This window comes from Accumulibacter sp. (assembly GCF_036625195.1).
Classification (GTDB): domain Bacteria; phylum Pseudomonadota; class Gammaproteobacteria; order Burkholderiales; family Rhodocyclaceae; genus Accumulibacter.
Genome location: NZ_JAZKUG010000001.1, coordinates 757,381 through 773,850 on the forward strand (window position 1 = coordinate 757,381; position 16,470 = coordinate 773,850).

Here is a 16,470-nt window from a genome sequence, read left to right on the forward strand (position 1 = left end):
AGAGCGGGAGCGCGCGATTCTACGCCAGTTCGCCGCCCGCCCAAAGCATTCCGCGCTGGCGCGGCGCGCGCCGCGGCACCGCCCGTGGCGATAGGTCCGTGCTGCAGGCGTGAACGGCAACGGGCGCCGAAGCGCCCGCTGGTGATACTCGGAGAAGTCTGCAGACGATCAGAAGCTGTGGCGAATCCCGGCACCCAGCGTGTAGTTGCTCTCGCCACGCGCGCCGATTCCCTCGCCGTTGCCAGCGACCTGGGTCTGCACAGGAACCGAGTAGCGGTCGTTGTCGAAGTAGCTATAGGCGGCGTACAGCGCCGTGCGCTTCGACAGGTTGTACTGATACATTGCACCCCATCCCCAGCTGTCGCCGTCAGGGGCGTTGCGGTTGTCGACCGAAAGCTTGCCGTAACTGATGCCGACGACGCCATTGCCCAGAGGCGCGGACAGGCCGACGGTCCAGATGTCATTCTTGGCAGCGATCTCGTTTCCATATGCGCCAAGAACGATACCCCTGTTGTTGTTATCCAGCGCCTGATAGCTGGCGTAGGCCTTGACGACCTTGAAGTCCCAGCTGCCACCGACATACCACTCGTTGATGTCCGCGCCTTGGCCTTGACCGAGGGTCTGCGCCGGCCACTTCTGCTTGACATTCTGGCGGCTCTGGTAGACCGCATCGAGGTTTATTGGGCCATTGGCATAGTTGAGACCGAGGCCAACACTGCCATTTTCGCTGGTCGAAACCAACTTGTCGTTGCGGGTGGTGATCGTAGTCGTCGCATCCGGGTCGGCAGGGGTCGGCGTACGCTCGGTTATGCTGCTGTTTTCGCCGAAGCCGTAGATCGCGCTGACCGTAAAGCCGGCCATGCTGTTACTGGTGTAGGTGATCGCGTTGTTGTAGCGCGCCGGGCTGTTCGGGGTGATCGAGTTACCCGCGTAGACGCTCAAACTCGACTGTATACCCAAGTCGGTCGCTTCTAGCGCGTCGTTGTTGGCGGTGGCGTTGAAGCCGGGTGCATACTGCCGGCCGAGGGCAACGGTGCCCCAGTTGCTCGACAGTCCGACGAACTGCTGCCGCGCATTCAAGCCGGCGGTACCGATACCATTGTTGCCGTCGATGTCGAGACCGTACTCAAGCGTGAACACCGCCTTCAGACCGTTGCCCAGCGCCTCTTCACCCTTGAATCCGAGGCGATTGCCGGCCGTTCCGCCGCCGCCATTGAGACCGCTGAACTTGTTGGTACCGCCGCCGACCCCGGCTTTGCCCTGGCTATAAACGTACATGTTGTCGAGTACGCCGTACATGGTGACGTTGGTCTGCGCTACAGCAACGCCTGAAGCAAGGCTTGCCACGGCTAGTGCGATGATCTTCTTGTTCATGAGCTCAACTCCGATAGGTCAATTAGGGAAAGCCGGACTGATTTCTCTCACCAGTGCGAACGCCTCAGCTCGCTGGACGCCCGCTTCTTTTGTATTCCATGGCGCAATTTTGGCAGCGGGGCGAGGAATCGGCAAGCTGTGTCGCCCGCCGTTGCTGCTGGCCGGCGAAAAGTGTTGCCTTTTCGTCACATCTCTTGCGGACGCCGCATGGCTGTGGGCGAAAACGGCATGGCTACCCGGGAGGTGAGTTCGTGCGCCATGGCTGCCCCGGTGGCATGAATCGCTTGGGGAGGTGGTCGCCAGGCAAGAAAAAACGGGCGCCGAAGCGCCCGTTCCGTATTTCAGCCTGATGTAGCCGGCTTAGAAGCTGTGGCGAATGCCCGCGAGGAAGGTGTTGTTGCTCTCGCCCATGCCACCGGTGCCGCCAAAGCCGCCGACATTCGCGCTGACCGGGTTGAGCGGCATGCTGTCGTTGTCGTTCTTGACCCAGACATAACCCGCGTACGCCGTCGTGCGCTTCGAGAAGGCATAGGTGCCGGCGATCATCGCGCCGTTGCTCTTGCCGTCGACAGCGCCATCGAAATTCGTCTGCGCCCACGCAAGATGGATGTTGGCGTTGCCCAGCGGGACCACCGCACCGACCGACCAAGTATTGTTGTCGTTGTCATAGAAGTTCTTGTCGTTCTGGTCTTGGTAGCTGGCCATCACCTTGACGACCTTGAAGTCGTAGCTGCCGCCGACATACCACTCGTTGATGTCGTCACCCCAGGCGAATGAATTGGTGGTGTAGGTAATCGGCGCCGTCGCGAATGCAGTGTTTGTGTTGTTTACGAGAGGCAACGCATTGTTGGCATTCGGGATGTAGCCGTCCGTGGTCCGGACTTTTTGGCGAACCTGATACACGGCATCGAGATTCAGCCCGCCGGTTGCAAAGTTGGCACCGAGAGCCCAGCGGCTGTTGTCGGTGGTCGAGACGCAATTGTCGTTGTAGGTGGCAGCCGTTGTCGTGTTACTCGGATTGGCTGCGGTCGGAACCCGAAACGTCGTGCAAGTGCTGTTCTCGCCAAACGAATAGATTGCCTTACCCGTGAACCCACCCCAGTTCGGAGTCGTGTAGGTGAGGGCGTTGTTCCACCGTGCGTTGCTGTTCGGGGTGATGGTGTTGCCGGCCTGAGCGGTCATGAACGACTGCGGCTCGAAGGCAGCGCCAGCGGCCGGATCGTTGTTCGCCGTCGCTTGGTAGCCCGGCGAATACTGGCGACCTAGGGCGATCTGACCGAAGTTGCCGGCAAGACCGACGAACTGTTGGCGGGCATTGAGGCTACCGGTGCTGCCGACGCCATTGTTGCCATCGATGCCGAGCGAATACTCGAGGGTGAAGACGGCCTTCAGGCCATTGCCCAGAGCTTCTTCCCCGCGGAAGCCAAGACGCGAGCCGCTCAGCAGGCCGGACTGGATGCCGCTGAAGGTGTTCTTGCCTGGAACTTGGACGATATCAAGGCTTTGCCCCCCAAGAGCAGGAACGTAAGCCCTTCCAGCGTCTCCCGAACTATAGACATAGCCGGCATCGACGATGCCGTACATCGTGACATTGGTCTGGGCAAAAGCGGCGCCCGAAGCCACGCTGGCGACTGCCAGTGCGATGAGTTTCTTTTGCATGGTGAATCTCCTCTAGGTTTGAGATCGATGAAGCGAACTGCAGCCTCACCAAACCGGACCTCTCGAAAAAGAAACGAGAAGTTGGAGCGATTCTGGCAAAGCGAAATTGCCGCGGCAAGCGCCGTGTACGCTTTCATTGACGGCCCGCGGGCGTTTGTTGGTTTTTCGCAACAGGCGGCAGAATTCTCGCGAGAAAAGATTCGACCGATTGTCCTGCCAGCCTGCGATCGGGCGCGCAAGCGCGACCAAAGCGCTCGCCCTGCCGGACAAAGAGGAACGATGTAGAATTCTTACTCGCACTCTTGCTTGTTGGAGTCCCGGGATGCGTGTCACGAGCAAAGGCCAAGTCACCATGCCACAGGCGATCCGCCATGCGGCCGGGCTGCTGCCGCACACTGAAGTCGAATTCGTTTACGAAAACGAGCAGGTCATCCTGCGCGCCAGCGACCACGACCGGCGGTCAAGATTCGAAGCGGCGATCCAGCGCGCGCGTGCGGTGCCCCTGACGCAGGCTTTCCGTGGCAAGTCTGCCGACGAGATCATGGCCTTCCTGAGAGACCCGGAAGCGTGACGCCAGTATTGGTCGACTCGTGCGTCATCATCGATCTTCTGGCAGCCGAGAGCAGCTGGTCCGCATGGTGGATGGCCAGGCTGTCGGCGCTCTCCGGGTCGCGGCCGCTGGCGACCACTCTCCGCGTCAGGCGAACAGCCCGGCGAGCGCCTCGCCCGGTTCTTCGGCACGCATGAAGGCTTCGCCGACGAGGAAGGCGTGCACGCCGTGCGCACGCATCAGGCGCACGTCGGCTGGGGCGAGGATGCCACTCTCGGTGACGACGAGGCGGTCGGCGGGAATTTCGGGCAGCAGCTCGAGCGTCGTCTGCAGGCTGACGGCAAAGCTGCGCAGGTTGCGGTTGTTGATGCCGAGCAGCGGTGTCGCGAGCTGCAGCGCGAGATCGAGTTCGCTGCGGTCATGCACTTCGACCAGAACCGCCATTCCGAGGCCGTCGGCGAGCGCCTCGAAGTCGCGCAGCGCCGGCAGGTCGAGCGCGGCAACGATCAACAGGACGGCGTCGGCGCCCATCGCCCGCGCTTCGTACAGCTGATAGGGGTCGACCAGGAAATCCTTGCGCAGAACCGGCAGCTCGCAGGCGGCACGCGCTTCCTGCAGGAAGCCGGGCGACCCCTGGAAGAACTGCCGATCGGTCAGCACCGACAGGCATGCCGCGCCATGCCGCTGATAACTGGCGGCGATCCCGGCCGGCCGGAAGTCGGTGCGCAGGACACCGCGCGACGGACTCGCCCTCTTGATCTCGGCGATCACCGCCGCTTCGCCGGCGGCGATCCGTCGGCTCAGGCTGCCGACGAAGGGGCGCACGGGCGGCGCCGTTTCGGCGCTGGCACGCAACTCGCCCAGCGGCACGCGAGCTTGCGCGGCAGCGACCTCGTCACGCTTGACGGCAAGGATCCGGTCGAGAATGTCACTCATGACGTGCGCTGGCGAGGGGCCGGTCGATCAGCTGGCGATGCGCTGGGTGAAGGCGACGAACTCGTCGAGGCGGGCCCGCGCCGCGCCCGAGGCAATCGCTTCGAATGCCTGGTCGACGCCGTCGGCGAGGCTGGCTACCCGACCGCTGACGTAGATGCTGGCACCGGCATTGAGGGCGACGATGTCGCGCGCGGCGCCGGCGCGTCCTTCGAGCGAGGCCAGCAGCATCGCCTTCGACTCCTCGACGGTGGCCACGCGCAGCACGCGCGGGTCGTGCACCGGCAGGTTGAACTGTTCGGGATGGACGCTGTATTCCTCGACGCGACCGTTCTTCAGCTCGCCGACCAGCGTCTCGCCGGAAATCGAGATTTCGTCGAGTCCTTCGCGGCCGAAGACCGACAGCGCGTGCGAACTGCCGAGCCGCTGCAGGACGCGCACCTGGATGCCGACGAGATCGGGATGGAAGACACCGAGCACCTGGTGCGGCGCGTTCGCGGGATTGGTCAGCGGCCCGAGGATGTTGAACAGGGTGCGCACACCGAGTTCGCGGCGCACCGGCGCGGCGTGCTTCATCGCGCTGTGGTGGCTCGGCGCGAACATGAAACCGATGCCGATCTCGTCCACGCAGCGGCCGACCTGTTCCGGCGTCAGGCTGATGTTGGCGCCGAGCGCCTCGAGCACATCGGCACTGCCCGACTGCGACGAAACCGAACGGCCGCCGTGCTTGGCGACACGCGCGCCGGCTGCGGCGGCGACGAACATCGCCGCCGTCGAGATGTTGAAGGTCTGCGCGCCGTCGCCGCCGGTACCGCAGGTATCGACGAGGTGCGTGCGCTCGCGGACCTGCACCTTCGTCGACAGCTCGCGCATCACCTGCGCCGCCGCCGAGATCTCGCCGATGGTTTCCTTCTTGACCCGCAATCCGGTGATGATCGCGGCGATCATCACCGGCGTCACCTCGCCGCCCATGATCTGGCGCATCAGCGCCACCATTTCATCGTGGAAGATCTCGCGGTGATCGATGACCCGCGCCAGTGCGTCCTGCGGCTTCATTTGCCGTGCTCCTCGAGAAAGTTCTGCAACAGGTCGTGGCCATGCTCGGTGAGGATCGACTCCGGGTGGAACTGCACGCCCTCGACGGCCAGCGTCCTGTGCCGCAGGCCCATGATCTCGCCGTCGTCGGTCCACGCGGTGACCTCCAGACACGCCGGCAGCGACTTTCGCTCGACGGCGAGCGAATGGTAACGTGTACAGGTGAGCGGACTCGGCAGCCCGCGGAAGACGCCCTGCCCGTTGTGCTGCACCGGTGACACCTTGCCGTGCATCAGCTTCTGCGCGTGCACGACGCGGCCGCCGAATGCCTCGCCGATCGCTTGATGGCCAAGGCAGACGCCGAGCAGCGGGATCCTGCCGGCAAACTCGCGGATCGCCGTCAATGAGATGCCGGCCTGCGCCGGCGCGCAGGGCCCTGGCGAAATGACCAGCAGCGCCGGCGCCAGGCGGGCGATCTCGGCGATGCCGATCGCATCGTTGCGGAAGACCCGGACCTCCTGTCCCAGCTCGCCGAAATACTGCACGAGGTTGTAGGTGAAGGAGTCGTAATTGTCGATCATCAACAGCATGCGGAATCCGTCCTTCCGGTTTGGCAGGCTCCCAGCTGCCATGTCACCGCTCGCTGCCCGCACCGGCGAGGCCTGCCGGGGGTCGCCGCCGAGAGCTGCGGAAAAAGCGGCGATTATCGCGCTTGCCGCCGGCAAGCTCAAGCTCGCCGACCGGTTGAGGATCGCCATCTGCCACTATACTGATACTTCTGATGGACGTGGGCAACGGCTACCCCGGGTCCGGAGAGGGAAGGTAATACATGATGAGATCGCGCGCGCGAAGCTTCTGGATGTGGGCGGAGACCCTTGAACTTCTGCAGGGAGGCGAGCGGTTGCAGCGTCGTTTCTTCACTCTCGATGGCCCGCAGCCGGTACCGTGCTGGGAGCCGGCGGTCGATGTCTACCAGAACGATGACGAGCTGCGCCTGCTGGTCGCGCTGCCCGGAGTCAGCCCACGGCAGGTCGAAGTCGCGCTCGACGACGAGGGCCTGCTGGTGCGCGGCGAAAGGCCGATGCCGGCGCGGCTCAGCCGAGCGGCGATACACCGTCTGGAGATTCCCTATGGCCGCTTCGAGCGCCGCATCCCCCTGCCGGCGGGGCGTTACCGCCTGCATGAGCGTTTCATCGCGGACGGCTGCCTGATGCTCGTCCTGCACCCGTTCTGAGAGGCGACGAGAACATGCGCGGTGAGCGGGGCGACGACAGGAGCGAGCCACGGGGCGGCAGCCTGCTGGTGGTACCGGAAAACGCATTGATCATTGTCCCGATCCGCAATACCGTCCTCTTTCCCGGCATGATCCTGCCGCTGACGATCGGTCGCGAGCCCTCGATCCTTGCCGCGCAGCAGGCGGCCAAGACCGATCGGCCTGTCGGCATCCTGCTGCAGCGCGACGCCGAGGTCGAGCAACCGACGCAGCAGGATCTGTGCCCGGTCGGCACGATTGCCAACATCCTGCGCTACGTCACCCTCCCGGACAACACCCACGTCATCGTCTGCCAGGGGCTGCAGCGCTTTCGCGTCAGCGGCTTGCTGCCCGGCTACCCGTTCCCGGTGACTCATCCGGAGCGGATCGACGAGCCCGAGACGACCGACAGCCAGATCGAGGCGAGGATGATCCGCGTCCGCGAACGCGCGCTCGAGCTCCTGCAGTACCTGCCGCAGGTTTCGCAGGAACTGGTCGGCGCGGTGAAGAGCATCAGCCAGCCCGGCGCACTCGCCGACCTGGTCGCCGGCGTCAGCGAACTCAAGCTGGCGGATCGCCAGCTGGTGCTCGAGACGGTCGATCTGACGCAGCGGCTCGACGTCGTGCTCGCCTGCCTGCTCGGCCGGCTGGAGGTGCTGCGGCTGTCACGCGAGGTCGACGAGCGAACCAAGGCGAGCATCGACCAGCGCCAGCGCGAGTACCTGCTGCGCGAACAGATGAAGTCGATCCAGAAGGAACTGGGCGAGGGCGACGGCAGCAACAGCGTCGAGATCGAATCCCTGCGCAAGGCGATCGCCGAGGCGGCGATGCCGCAGGAGGTCGAGGCGCAGGCGAGCAAGGAACTCCGGCGCCTGGAGCGAATGACCGACGCTTCGGCCGAGTACTCGATGGTCCGCGCCTACCTCGACTGGCTGATCGAGCTGCCCTGGCGGGAGCCACCGCCGGACAGCATCGAGATCTCCGAAGCGCGCCGCATCCTCGAAGCCGACCACTTCGGCCTCAGCCAGGTGAAGAAGCGGATCGTCGAGTTCCTCGCCGTGCGCAAGCTCAACCCCGGGGGCCACGGGCCGATCCTCTGCTTCGTCGGGCCGCCCGGCGTCGGCAAGACTTCGCTCGGGCAGTCGATCGCGCGCGCACTCGGTCGCAAGTTCGTCCGCGCCTCGCTCGGCGGCTGCCACGACGAGGCCGAGATACGGGGACACCGGCGGACCTACATCGGCGCCCTGCCCGGCAACATCATCCAGGCGATCCGCAAGGCCGGCTCACGCGGCTGCGTGATGATGCTCGATGAGATCGACAAGCTCGGCGCCAGTTTCCAGGGCGACCCGTCGGCGGCGCTGCTCGAGGTGCTCGACCCGGAGCAGAACGACAGCTTCCGCGACAACTACCTGGCGCTGCCCTTCGACCTGTCACGAATGCTCTTCATCACCACGGCCAACGTGCTCGACAACATCCCGGGACCGCTGCGCGACCGCATGGAGATCATCCAGCTGCCCGGCTACACGCAGGAGGAAAAGCGCGAAATCGCCAAACGCTACCTGGTCGGCAGGCAGATGGTGCAGAACGGCCTGCACGAAGGACAGATCGAGTTCGCGCCGGCAGCGCTGCAGGCGATCATCCGCGACTACACGCGCGAAGCGGGCGTGCGCTCGCTCGAACGCGAGATCGGTGCCGTCTGCCGCCGTGTCGCGGTGGAGATCGCCGAGGGCAAGCGCGCAGGCATGCAGGTCGGCGAAGCCGATCTCGCCGGCATCCTCGGCGCCGGCCGCTACGACAACGAAGTCGCCCTGCGTACCGGGCTGGCCGGTGTCGCCACCGGACTGGCCTGGACGCCGGTCGGTGGTGACATCCTGTTCGTCGAGGCCAGCCGGACGATCGGCGACGGCAGGCTGATCCTCACCGGGCAACTCGGCGAGGTGATGAAGGAATCGGCACAGGCGGCACTGACGCTGGTGAAGACCCATGCCGGCAACCTTGGCATCGACCCTGGCCGCTTCGAGAAGAGCGACGTGCATGTGCACGTGCCTGCTGGAGCGATCCCGAAGGACGGCCCGAGCGCCGGTGTGGCGATCTTCGTTGCGCTCGCATCGCTGTTCGTCGACCAGCCGGTGCGCAACGACACCGCGATGACCGGCGAGATCAGCCTGCGCGGACTCGTGCTGCCGGTCGGCGGCATCAAGGACAAGGTGCTGGCGGCGATGCGCGCCGGCATCAGGCGCGTCCTGCTGCCCGCGAGAAACCGTCGCGATCTCGAAGAGGTCCCCAGCGAGGCGAGAGAGAAGCTGGAGTTCGTCTTTCTCGACAGCGTTGACGACGCCCTGGCCAATGCACTGCGCAGCGAGGAAACAGTGGCAACGGCTGGCGAACGGCAATGAACGGGTGGCGCGACCGCACGCGAAGCCTGCCGCCCGCCGCCGGCCATCTGGCGCCGCCAGGTCCCGCTCCTGATCCTGCTGGCGATGCGGCATGAGCGGGCACAGGCGCCACCTCGACTTTCCCGGCCGTCTGGTCCTCGTCGGTTTCGGCTGCATCGGCCAGGGTCTGCTGCCGCTCATCCAGCGCCACATCGGCATCGACCCGGCGCGGATCGCCGTCGTCGCCGCCGACGCGGCAGGCGCTGCCGTCGCCGAACAGGCCGGGATCCGTCTGCTGACGCACGTCCTGCGCCCGCAGGACTACCGACAGATCCTCGATCCACTGCTTGGCCGTGGCGATTTCCTGGTCAACGTCGCCGTCGATGTCTCGTCGCTGGCGTTGATCGGCTACGCCCGCAGCCGCGGTGCCCTCTACCTCGACACGTCGATCGAGCCCTGGCGCGGGGGCTACGATGACCCGACGCTGGCGCTCGCCGCACGCACCAACTACGCGCTGCGCGAGCAGGCGCTGGCGCTGCGCACCGACTCGCCGCAACAGCCGACGGCGGTGCTGACGCACGGCGCCAACCCGGGCCTGGTCTCGCATTTCGTCAAGCGCGCTCTGCTCGACCTCGCCGCCGAAACCGGTCTGGCCATTGCCACCCCGCGGCAGCGTGCAGACTGGGCAGAGCTTGCCTGCCGCCTCGGCGTGCGGACGATCCACATCGCCGAGCGCGACACGCAGGTCTCCGCGCTGCGCCGGCAGGCGGATGAGTTCGTCAATACCTGGTCGGTCGATGGCTTCATCAGCGAGGCGCAGCAGCCGTGCGAGATCGGCTGGGGCTCGCACGAGCGCCGCCTGCCGGAGGATGGTTGCCGCCATGGCAGCGGCTCGCAGGCAGCCATCTATCTGCGGCGCGCGGGGTGTGCGACGCGCGTGCGCAGCTGGACACCGGGTGGCGGTCCGTTCCACGGCTTCGCCATCACACACGGCGAATCGATCTCGATCGCCGACTACCTGAGCGTCGGCCGCGGCGAGGCACCGAGCTACCGGCCGACCGTGCACTACGCCTATCAGCCATGCGATGACGCGCTGCTGTCGCTGCACGATTTCTCGGCGCGCAATTACCAGAGTCCGGAACGCAAACGCATCCTGCTCGACGACATCGTGCCCGGCGGCATCGACGAACTGGGCGTGCTGCTCGCCGGGCACGCACGCAACGCCTACTGGTTCGGCTCGCAACTCGAGATCGATGAGGCGCGGCGTCTCGCGCCGCACAACAGCGCCACCACCCTGCAGGTCTGCGCGGCAGCACTCGCGGCGATGATCTGGGCGATCGAGAATCCCGCTCGTGGGATCGTCGAGCCCGATGAAATGGACTTCGAGCGGGTGCTGCCGGTCTGCATGCCCTACCTCGGCCGGGTGATCGGCACCTACACCGCGTGGACGCCACTGCATGGGCGCGGCCGCCTGTTCCCGGAAGAACTCGACGACTCGGATCCCTGGCAATTCAGCAACGTCCGCGTGCAGTAGCAGGCCGCGCCCGGCGGCGGCCACGTTTCCCCGTTGGCGCAAGGTATTTGCACTGGCAAACGCAGCCGCACGATCTATCCTTAAAGCAGGACGAGGGCAGCCCGGGCCGTCAACCGCAGGGCGGCGGTTGCCCCGCCGACGACGCAGGGCTGCTGCCACGAAGGCTGGTGGCCTGGCCATCGACAAGGAGGTTGATCATGAGCAGCAAGTCCATTCCCGCCGGTTTTCAGCAGATACGCCGTGACCGCCTGCTGCAGGAAGAGGCGCACGACAGTTACCGCAGCAAGGGCAAGCTCGCCGAGCCGACCATCTGCCCGGACTGCCATGCGGTGTTCAACCACGGACGCTGGCAATGGGGCATTGCCGCGCCGGCCGACGCGCACCGCGTCCGCTGCCCGGCATGCCACCGCGTCCACGACCACTGTCCGGCGGGCTGCGTCGTCCTCGACGGCGCCTTCCTGCAGGCGCATCACGACGACATCGTCCACCTGGTGCGCAACGAGGCGGAAAGGCAACGCGCCGAGCACCCCCTGAAACGGGTGATGGCCTTCGAGGACCACGAGGCAGAGCTGACGCTCAGCACCACCGACATCCACCTCGCGCGCGCCATCGGGGAAGCGGTCCATCACGCCTACCAGGGTACCCTCGAGTTCCACTACAACCCGCAGGAACTCCGCCTGCACGTGCACTGGTCGCGTTGAACGACAGCCGAGCCACGGGCGCGGCGACACCATCGGCACTCAGAAGCGCGTGTCGAGACCGTGCTCCGCCAGTTCGGCGGCGCGCAGGATCGCGCGCGCCTTGTTCTGCGTTTCCTGCCATTCGGCCGCCGGATCGGAATCGGCGACGATTCCGGCTCCGGCCTGCACGTGCAGGTGATCGTCCTTGACGATGGCGGTGCGGATGGCGATCGCCAGATCCATGTCACCGTTGAATCCCAGGTAGCCGACGGCACCGGCATAGATGCCGCGCTTGACCGGCTCGAGTTCGTCGATGATCTCCATCGCGCGCACCTTCGGCGCGCCGGAAACGGTGCCGGCGGGAAAGGTCGCGCGCAGCACGTCGAGAGCGTCCAGACCCGGCTGCAGTCGGGCCTCGACATTGGAGACGATGTGCATCACGTGCGAGTAACGCTCGACGATCATGTTCTCGGTGAGCCGGATCGTTCCGACGCGGGCGACACGGCCGGCGTCGTTGCGGCCGAGGTCGAGAAGCTGGACATGCTCGGCCCGCTCCTTCTCGTCGGCGAGCAGCTCGGCGGCGAGCGCCTGGTCCTCCTCGAAGGAGACGCCACGCCGACGCGTTCCGGCAATCGGTCGCACGGTGACCGTGTCGCCCTCGAGGCGTACGAGGATTTCCGGTGAGGCGCCGACGACATGGAAATCCTCGAAGTCGAAGTAGAACATGTAGGGCGACGGATTGAGCGAGCGCAGCGAGCGGTAGAGCGCCATCGGGCTCGCGGCGAAGGGCTTGCTCATGCGCTGCGAGAGGACGACCTGCATGATGTCGCCCTCGCTGATGTAGCTCTTGGCCTTGACGACTGCCCGCCGGAACTGGGCCTCACCAAACAGTGACGCCGCCGGCGGCGACGACTGCGGCGTCTCCGGCGGAATGGCGACCGGCTCGCGCAGCCGGAGGAGCAGTTCGCGCAGGCGCGCCTGCGCCTTCTGGTACGCCGCGGGAACCCCCGGCTCGGCGTAGACGACCAGCGTCAGCTTGCCGGAGAGGTTGTCGACCACCGCGATCTCCTCGGACAGGAGGAGGAGGATGTCGGGAATCCCCAGCTCATCGGACTTCTGCGAGCGAGTCAGCCGGGTCTCGATGTAGCGCACGGTATCGTAGCCGAAACAGCCGACCAGCCCGCCACAGAAACGAGGCAGGCCGGTGGTCGGCGCGGCGCGGAAGCGCTTCATGTACTTGCCGATGAACTCGAGCGGGTTGGTGTCGTCTTCACGCTCGGCGATCCGGTTGCCGTTGAGGACCAGCACCTGGTGCGCGTTGACGACGATGCGCGTCGGACTGGCCAGGCCGATGATCGAGTAACGGCCGAAGCGCTCGCCACCCTGCACCGATTCGAGCAGATAGCTGTACGGTGTATTGCCCAGCTTGAGGTAGATCGACAGCGGCGTGTCGAGATCGGCAAAGGTCTCGAGCGTCACCGGGATGCGGTTGTAACCTTCGGCAGCCAGGCGATTGAAATAGGCTTCGGTCATCGGAACTCCACAAGGAAACACGCCGGCGGCGGACGGGCTTCCTGCCGGTGTTCGCATGCTGCGCGGCAATCCGTGGCGCGCGGCCGCCGCTCGCCGCCTCGGCAGCCTGCTCAGGCGTGAACCAGGCGCTCCGCCGCCTCGGCAAGGCTCGCGACTATACCATCACAAGCCAGCTCACGAACGTCGCGCCCCTCGTTGTAGCCATAGGGGACGAGAAAGACATGGCAGCCGGCGGCCCGGCCGGCATGAAAATCGTGCACCGAATCGCCGATCATCAGCACGTCGAGCGGCGACACGGCGAGGCGGCCACTGGCCCACAGCAGCGGCATCGGATCAGGCTTCGGCCGCGGCAGGACGTCGCCGCTGACGATGACGTCGAAATAGGGATAGAGGCCGGTGCGCTGCAGCAGGGGCAGGGTGAAGGCCTCGGCCTTGTTGGTGATGACGCCGAGTGGCAAGCCAAGGGCCTGGAGGGCATCGAGACCCTCGCGGACGCCGGGAAAGAGCGTGGCATTGCGACCATTCTCGATGCTGTAGTGCCGCTTGAAGCTGGCCAGCGCGTCGGCAGGCGGTGGTGTGCCATCGTCGGCAGCCGCCATCGACCCGGCCAGCACGCGCTTGACGAGATTGGCGATGCCACGACCGACATAGCTGCGGATCGATTCGACGGCGACCCCGGGGCGGCCCAGATCGTCCAGCATGGCGTTGGCCGCGGCATGCAGATCAAGCACGGTATCGAGCAGCGTACCGTCGAGATCGATGAGCACGGCACGTACGGCAAGCGGCGGGGGCATCATGGATTCTCCAGTCGTGCATTCTCCAGTCGTGCGCGGAGGGCGGCGAGGACGCTGTCGTAGCGATTCGGGTCACCGTCGCGGCCCGCACCGTAGACGGCCGAGCCAGCGACGAAGGTGTCGGCGCCGGCGCGCGCAATCGCGGCGATGTTGTCGACCTTGACTCCGCCATCGACCTCGAGCCGGATCCGCCGGCCCCACTCGCGCTCGTAGGCGTCGATGCGGGCGCGCACAGCGGCGATCTTGGGCAACGTGGACGGAATGAACGCCTGCCCGCCGAAGCCCGGGTTGACGCTCATCAGCAGGATCAGGTCGAGTCGATCCATGACGTGGTCGAGGTGGGCAAGCGGCGTCGCCGGATTGAACACCAATCCCGCCTGGCAGCCATTCTCGCGGATCAGGGCCAGGGTCCGGTCGACGTGTTCGGAGGCTTCGGGATGGAAGCTGATCACGTTGGCACCGGCACGGGCAAAATCGGGAACGATGCGGTCGACGGGCTTGACCATCAGGTGGACATCGATCGGCGCCGTGATCAATGGCCGGATCGCCTCGCAGACGAGCGGACCGATGGTCAGATTGGGTACGTAATGGTTGTCCATCACGTCGAAATGAATCCAGTCTGCGCCGGCGGCAATGACGTTGACCACCTCCTCGCCGAGCCGCGCAAAGCTGGCGGAGAGGATGCTTGGAGCGATGACGTACATGACGGGGGCCTTCGCGATATGGGCCTTGATTCTAGCGCGAAAAGGGCGCCTGGCTTAGAGCAAGCGTTCGGTCAGTCGCAGGCTGCCGGACGGGTTGCCCGACGGACTTGTCAGCGTCGCGAGTTTGGTGTGCAATGCCGGTTCCGATCGATCCGCCACGGGGCAACAATGGCCGCCAGCAAAAAATATGAGATCGCCGTCAGCGCTCTGCCGCAATACATTGCCGAACAGTCGGATCCCGCGCGCGACAACTACGTCTTCGCCTACACGATCAGCATCGAGAATGTCGGCACGGTGGCAGCGCAACTCGTTTCGCGGCACTGGGTGATCACCGATGCCACCGGCGAGGTACAGGAGGTACGGGGACTCGGGGTAGTCGGCCGGCAGCCGCTCCTGCAGCCGGGCGAGAAGTTCGCCTACACCAGTGGCTGCCAGCTCGACACACCAGTGGGCACGATGCGTGGCAGTTACCAGTTCACCGCCGTCGATGGGCAGCAGTTCGAGGCGGAGATCCCGGTTTTCACGCTCGCGGTACCGCACGTCCTGCACTGATCGGTCGTCCAGTCTGGCCCAGCAGCCTGTCGGACTTGATGGGTCGAAGCGAAAGAAGTGGGAGACGAGCGCAGTTTTTCACGGATTTCAAGCGAATAGTGGTTCTATTCGTGCAGAAATACGGGGAGAAATGAGCCGTCTTCCCACTTCTTGCAGCCGACTTGGTCAAGTCCGACAGGCTGCTAGCTGCGGTAGTCGGCGTTGATGCGGACGTACTCGTAGGAGAGGTCGCAGGTGTACACGGTGGCACGTGCGTCGCCGCGGCCAAGCGCCACACGGACGGTGATCTCGGCCTCCTGCATGATCGCAGCGCCATCCTCCTCGCGATAGCAATCCGCCCGGCCGCCGTTCTCGGCGACCAGGATTTCGCGCCCGGCACTGCCCAACCAGACACGCACCCGCCCGACGTCGAGTTCGTCGAGCGCAGCGTAGCCGATCGCTGCCAGGATGCGGCCGAGATTGGGATCGGCGGCAAAGAATGCCGTTTTCACCAGCGGTGAGTGGCCGATGGCGTAGCCGACGCCACGGCATTCGGCACGGTCACGACCACCTTCGACGGCGATGCGGATGAACTTGCTCGCCCCCTCGCCGTCACGGACAATGGCTTGCGCGAGTTCGCTGGCGACGGCAATCACCGCCTGCCGCACGACCTGGTAGCCCGGGTCCGTCGGCGCGCTGACATCGACCCCTGCCTGGCCGGTGGCGGCGAGGATCAAGGAATCGTTGGTCGAGGTATCGCCATCGACGGTGATGCCGTTGAACGATTCATCGGCCGCTTCGCGCAACAACTCCTGCAACAGCGGGCCGGCGATGCCGGCATCGGTGGCCACGAAGGCCAGCATGGTCGCCATGTTGGGCCGGATCATGCCCGCCCCCTTGCTGATGCCGGTGACCGTGACCGCCCGGCCTGCGACCTCGACGCGCCGCGATGCCGCCTTGGCGACCGTGTCGGTGGTCATGATGGCGTGTGCCGCCGCGTGCCAGTTGTCCGCCCGCAAGTCCGCGATGCAGGCCGGCAGGCCGGCGAGCAGGCGATCCAGCGGCAGCGGTTCGAGGATCACTCCCGTCGAAAAGGGCAGCACCTGCCGGTCGGCGATCGCCAGCAGCTTGCCCAGGGCGGCGCAGGTCGCCGTCGCCACCTGCCAGCCGGCTTCGCCGGTGCCGGCGTTGGCGACACCGGTGTTGATCACCAGCGCACGGATGTCGCAGCCGAGTTCGAGATGCCTGCGGCAGACCTGTACCGGTGCCGCGCAGAAGCGGTTGGCGGTGAACACGCCGGCGACCCGGGTCCCGCTGTCGAAAGCCAGAACGGCCAAGTCGCGGCGATCCGGCTTGCGGATTCCCGCTGCGGCGACACCGAGGCGAACGCCAGCCACCGGCAACAGCTCGGCGGCGGCAGGAGTACGGTAGTTGACGGGCATGAAGACCTCGCTGGCAAAGGCAAACCGGCGGCAGACAAGGGGCCGCGCGCCGGCAACCGCGGCTGGCCAGCGCC

General features: G+C 65.7%; 15 protein-coding genes. 6 read left to right on the top strand and 9 right to left on the bottom strand.

Annotation, left to right across the window (positions count from 1 at the left end):
- Nucleotides 1-168 precede the first annotated feature (168 nt).
- Both V5B60_RS03325 and V5B60_RS03330 read right to left on the bottom strand, forming a co-directional pair.
- Complete coding sequence (locus V5B60_RS03325; protein ID WP_332345608.1) at nucleotides 169-1,374, bottom strand: porin; 1,206 nt, start codon at nucleotides 1,372-1,374, stop codon at nucleotides 169-171.
- 360 nt (nucleotides 1,375-1,734) lie between these two features.
- Complete coding sequence (locus V5B60_RS03330) at nucleotides 1,735-3,033, bottom strand: porin (RefSeq protein ID WP_332345609.1); 1,299 nt, start codon at nucleotides 3,031-3,033, stop codon at nucleotides 1,735-1,737.
- Nucleotides 3,034-3,355: 322 nt separating this feature from the next.
- Here V5B60_RS03330 and V5B60_RS03335 point away from each other — a divergent pair, with 322 nt between their 5' ends.
- Nucleotides 3,356-3,604, top strand: a complete 249-nt coding sequence (locus tag V5B60_RS03335) for an AbrB/MazE/SpoVT family DNA-binding domain-containing protein (protein ID WP_332345610.1) — start codon at nucleotides 3,356-3,358, stop codon at nucleotides 3,602-3,604.
- Between the two features lie 126 nt (nucleotides 3,605-3,730).
- Here V5B60_RS03335 and trpC read toward each other — a convergent pair whose 3' ends face one another.
- From trpC to V5B60_RS03350, 3 genes are read right to left on the bottom strand one after another with little or no spacing between them, the layout of a single operon-like run.
- A complete protein-coding gene (gene trpC, locus V5B60_RS03340; RefSeq protein WP_332345611.1) occupies nucleotides 3,731-4,519 on the bottom strand; it encodes an indole-3-glycerol phosphate synthase TrpC in 789 nt (262 codons plus the stop codon).
- A 27-nt stretch (nucleotides 4,520-4,546) separates the two neighbouring features.
- Entirely contained in the window at nucleotides 4,547-5,572 is a 1,026-nt protein-coding gene (gene trpD / locus V5B60_RS03345; RefSeq protein WP_332345612.1) for an anthranilate phosphoribosyltransferase, read from the bottom strand.
- Nucleotides 5,569-6,141 (bottom strand): aminodeoxychorismate/anthranilate synthase component II, encoded by a 573-nt coding sequence (locus V5B60_RS03350; RefSeq protein ID WP_332345613.1) that lies wholly within the window; start codon nucleotides 6,139-6,141, stop codon nucleotides 5,569-5,571. The genes trpD and V5B60_RS03350 overlap by 4 nt, the downstream gene beginning before the upstream one ends.
- 239 nt (nucleotides 6,142-6,380) lie before the next feature.
- Here V5B60_RS03350 and V5B60_RS03355 point away from each other — a divergent pair, with 239 nt between their 5' ends.
- From V5B60_RS03355 to V5B60_RS03370, 4 genes are all read left to right on the top strand, one after another.
- Entirely contained in the window at nucleotides 6,381-6,785 is a 405-nt protein-coding gene (locus tag V5B60_RS03355; RefSeq protein WP_332345614.1) for an Hsp20/alpha crystallin family protein, read from the top strand.
- A 14-nt stretch (nucleotides 6,786-6,799) separates the two neighbouring features.
- Nucleotides 6,800-9,199 (top strand): endopeptidase La, encoded by a 2,400-nt coding sequence (lon, locus tag V5B60_RS03360; RefSeq protein WP_332345615.1) that lies wholly within the window; start codon nucleotides 6,800-6,802, stop codon nucleotides 9,197-9,199.
- A 91-nt stretch (nucleotides 9,200-9,290) separates the two neighbouring features.
- On the top strand, nucleotides 9,291-10,712 hold the full coding sequence (locus V5B60_RS03365; RefSeq protein WP_332345616.1) for a homospermidine synthase: 1,422 nt from the start codon (nucleotides 9,291-9,293) through the stop codon (nucleotides 10,710-10,712).
- A gap of 197 nt (nucleotides 10,713-10,909) precedes the next feature.
- Nucleotides 10,910-11,413, top strand: a complete 504-nt coding sequence (locus V5B60_RS03370) for a BCAM0308 family protein (protein ID WP_332345617.1) — start codon at nucleotides 10,910-10,912, stop codon at nucleotides 11,411-11,413.
- Nucleotides 11,414-11,452: 39 nt separating this feature from the next.
- Here the strand turns inward: V5B60_RS03370 and trpE are convergent, their stop codons facing one another.
- From trpE to rpe, 3 genes are all read right to left on the bottom strand, one after another.
- Nucleotides 11,453-12,925, bottom strand: a complete 1,473-nt coding sequence (gene trpE, locus V5B60_RS03375; protein WP_287459695.1) for an anthranilate synthase component I — start codon at nucleotides 12,923-12,925, stop codon at nucleotides 11,453-11,455.
- Nucleotides 12,926-13,035: 110 nt separating this feature from the next.
- Nucleotides 13,036-13,719: a phosphoglycolate phosphatase gene (locus V5B60_RS03380; protein WP_287459699.1), complete on the bottom strand. Its 684-nt coding sequence runs from the start codon at nucleotides 13,717-13,719 to the stop codon at nucleotides 13,036-13,038.
- The gene (gene rpe / locus V5B60_RS03385) at nucleotides 13,719-14,423 is read right to left on the bottom strand and encodes a ribulose-phosphate 3-epimerase (protein WP_332345619.1); all 705 of its coding nucleotides are present in this window, start codon (nucleotides 14,421-14,423) and stop codon (nucleotides 13,719-13,721) included. The genes V5B60_RS03380 and rpe overlap by 1 nt, the downstream gene beginning before the upstream one ends.
- A 168-nt stretch (nucleotides 14,424-14,591) precedes the next feature.
- Here rpe and apaG point away from each other — a divergent pair, with 168 nt between their 5' ends.
- Nucleotides 14,592-14,975, top strand: a complete 384-nt coding sequence (apaG, locus tag V5B60_RS03390) for a Co2+/Mg2+ efflux protein ApaG (protein ID WP_287459691.1) — start codon at nucleotides 14,592-14,594, stop codon at nucleotides 14,973-14,975.
- A 182-nt stretch (nucleotides 14,976-15,157) separates the two neighbouring features.
- Here the strand turns inward: apaG and argJ are convergent, their stop codons facing one another.
- The gene (gene argJ / locus V5B60_RS03395; RefSeq protein WP_332345620.1) at nucleotides 15,158-16,396 is read right to left on the bottom strand and encodes a bifunctional glutamate N-acetyltransferase/amino-acid acetyltransferase ArgJ; all 1,239 of its coding nucleotides are present in this window, start codon (nucleotides 16,394-16,396) and stop codon (nucleotides 15,158-15,160) included.
- Nucleotides 16,397-16,470 lie beyond the last annotated feature (74 nt).

What these genes read in the sequence shown, in the direction of transcription:
- V5B60_RS03325 (WP_332345608.1), bottom strand. Translation starts at nt 1,374, where the DNA reads ATGAACAAGAAGATCATCGCACTAGCCGTGGCAAGCCTTGCTTCAGGC.
- V5B60_RS03330 (WP_332345609.1), bottom strand. Translation starts at nt 3,033, where the DNA reads ATGCAAAAGAAACTCATCGCACTGGCAGTCGCCAGCGTGGCTTCGGGC.
- V5B60_RS03335 (WP_332345610.1), top strand. Translation starts at nt 3,356, where the DNA reads ATGCGTGTCACGAGCAAAGGCCAAGTCACCATGCCACAGGCGATCCGC.
- trpC (WP_332345611.1), bottom strand. Translation starts at nt 4,519, where the DNA reads ATGAGTGACATTCTCGACCGGATCCTTGCCGTCAAGCGTGACGAGGTC.
- trpD (WP_332345612.1), bottom strand. Translation starts at nt 5,572, where the DNA reads ATGAAGCCGCAGGACGCACTGGCGCGGGTCATCGATCACCGCGAGATC.
- V5B60_RS03350 (WP_332345613.1), bottom strand. Translation starts at nt 6,141, where the DNA reads ATGCTGTTGATGATCGACAATTACGACTCCTTCACCTACAACCTCGTG.
- V5B60_RS03355 (WP_332345614.1), top strand. Translation starts at nt 6,381, where the DNA reads ATGATGAGATCGCGCGCGCGAAGCTTCTGGATGTGGGCGGAGACCCTT.
- lon (WP_332345615.1), top strand. Translation starts at nt 6,800, where the DNA reads ATGCGCGGTGAGCGGGGCGACGACAGGAGCGAGCCACGGGGCGGCAGC.
- V5B60_RS03365 (WP_332345616.1), top strand. Translation starts at nt 9,291, where the DNA reads ATGAGCGGGCACAGGCGCCACCTCGACTTTCCCGGCCGTCTGGTCCTC.
- V5B60_RS03370 (WP_332345617.1), top strand. Translation starts at nt 10,910, where the DNA reads ATGAGCAGCAAGTCCATTCCCGCCGGTTTTCAGCAGATACGCCGTGAC.
- trpE (WP_287459695.1), bottom strand. Translation starts at nt 12,925, where the DNA reads ATGACCGAAGCCTATTTCAATCGCCTGGCTGCCGAAGGTTACAACCGC.
- V5B60_RS03380 (WP_287459699.1), bottom strand. Translation starts at nt 13,719, where the DNA reads ATGCCCCCGCCGCTTGCCGTACGTGCCGTGCTCATCGATCTCGACGGT.
- rpe (WP_332345619.1), bottom strand. Translation starts at nt 14,423, where the DNA reads ATGTACGTCATCGCTCCAAGCATCCTCTCCGCCAGCTTTGCGCGGCTC.
- apaG (WP_287459691.1), top strand. Translation starts at nt 14,592, where the DNA reads ATGGCCGCCAGCAAAAAATATGAGATCGCCGTCAGCGCTCTGCCGCAA.
- argJ (WP_332345620.1), bottom strand. Translation starts at nt 16,396, where the DNA reads ATGCCCGTCAACTACCGTACTCCTGCCGCCGCCGAGCTGTTGCCGGTG.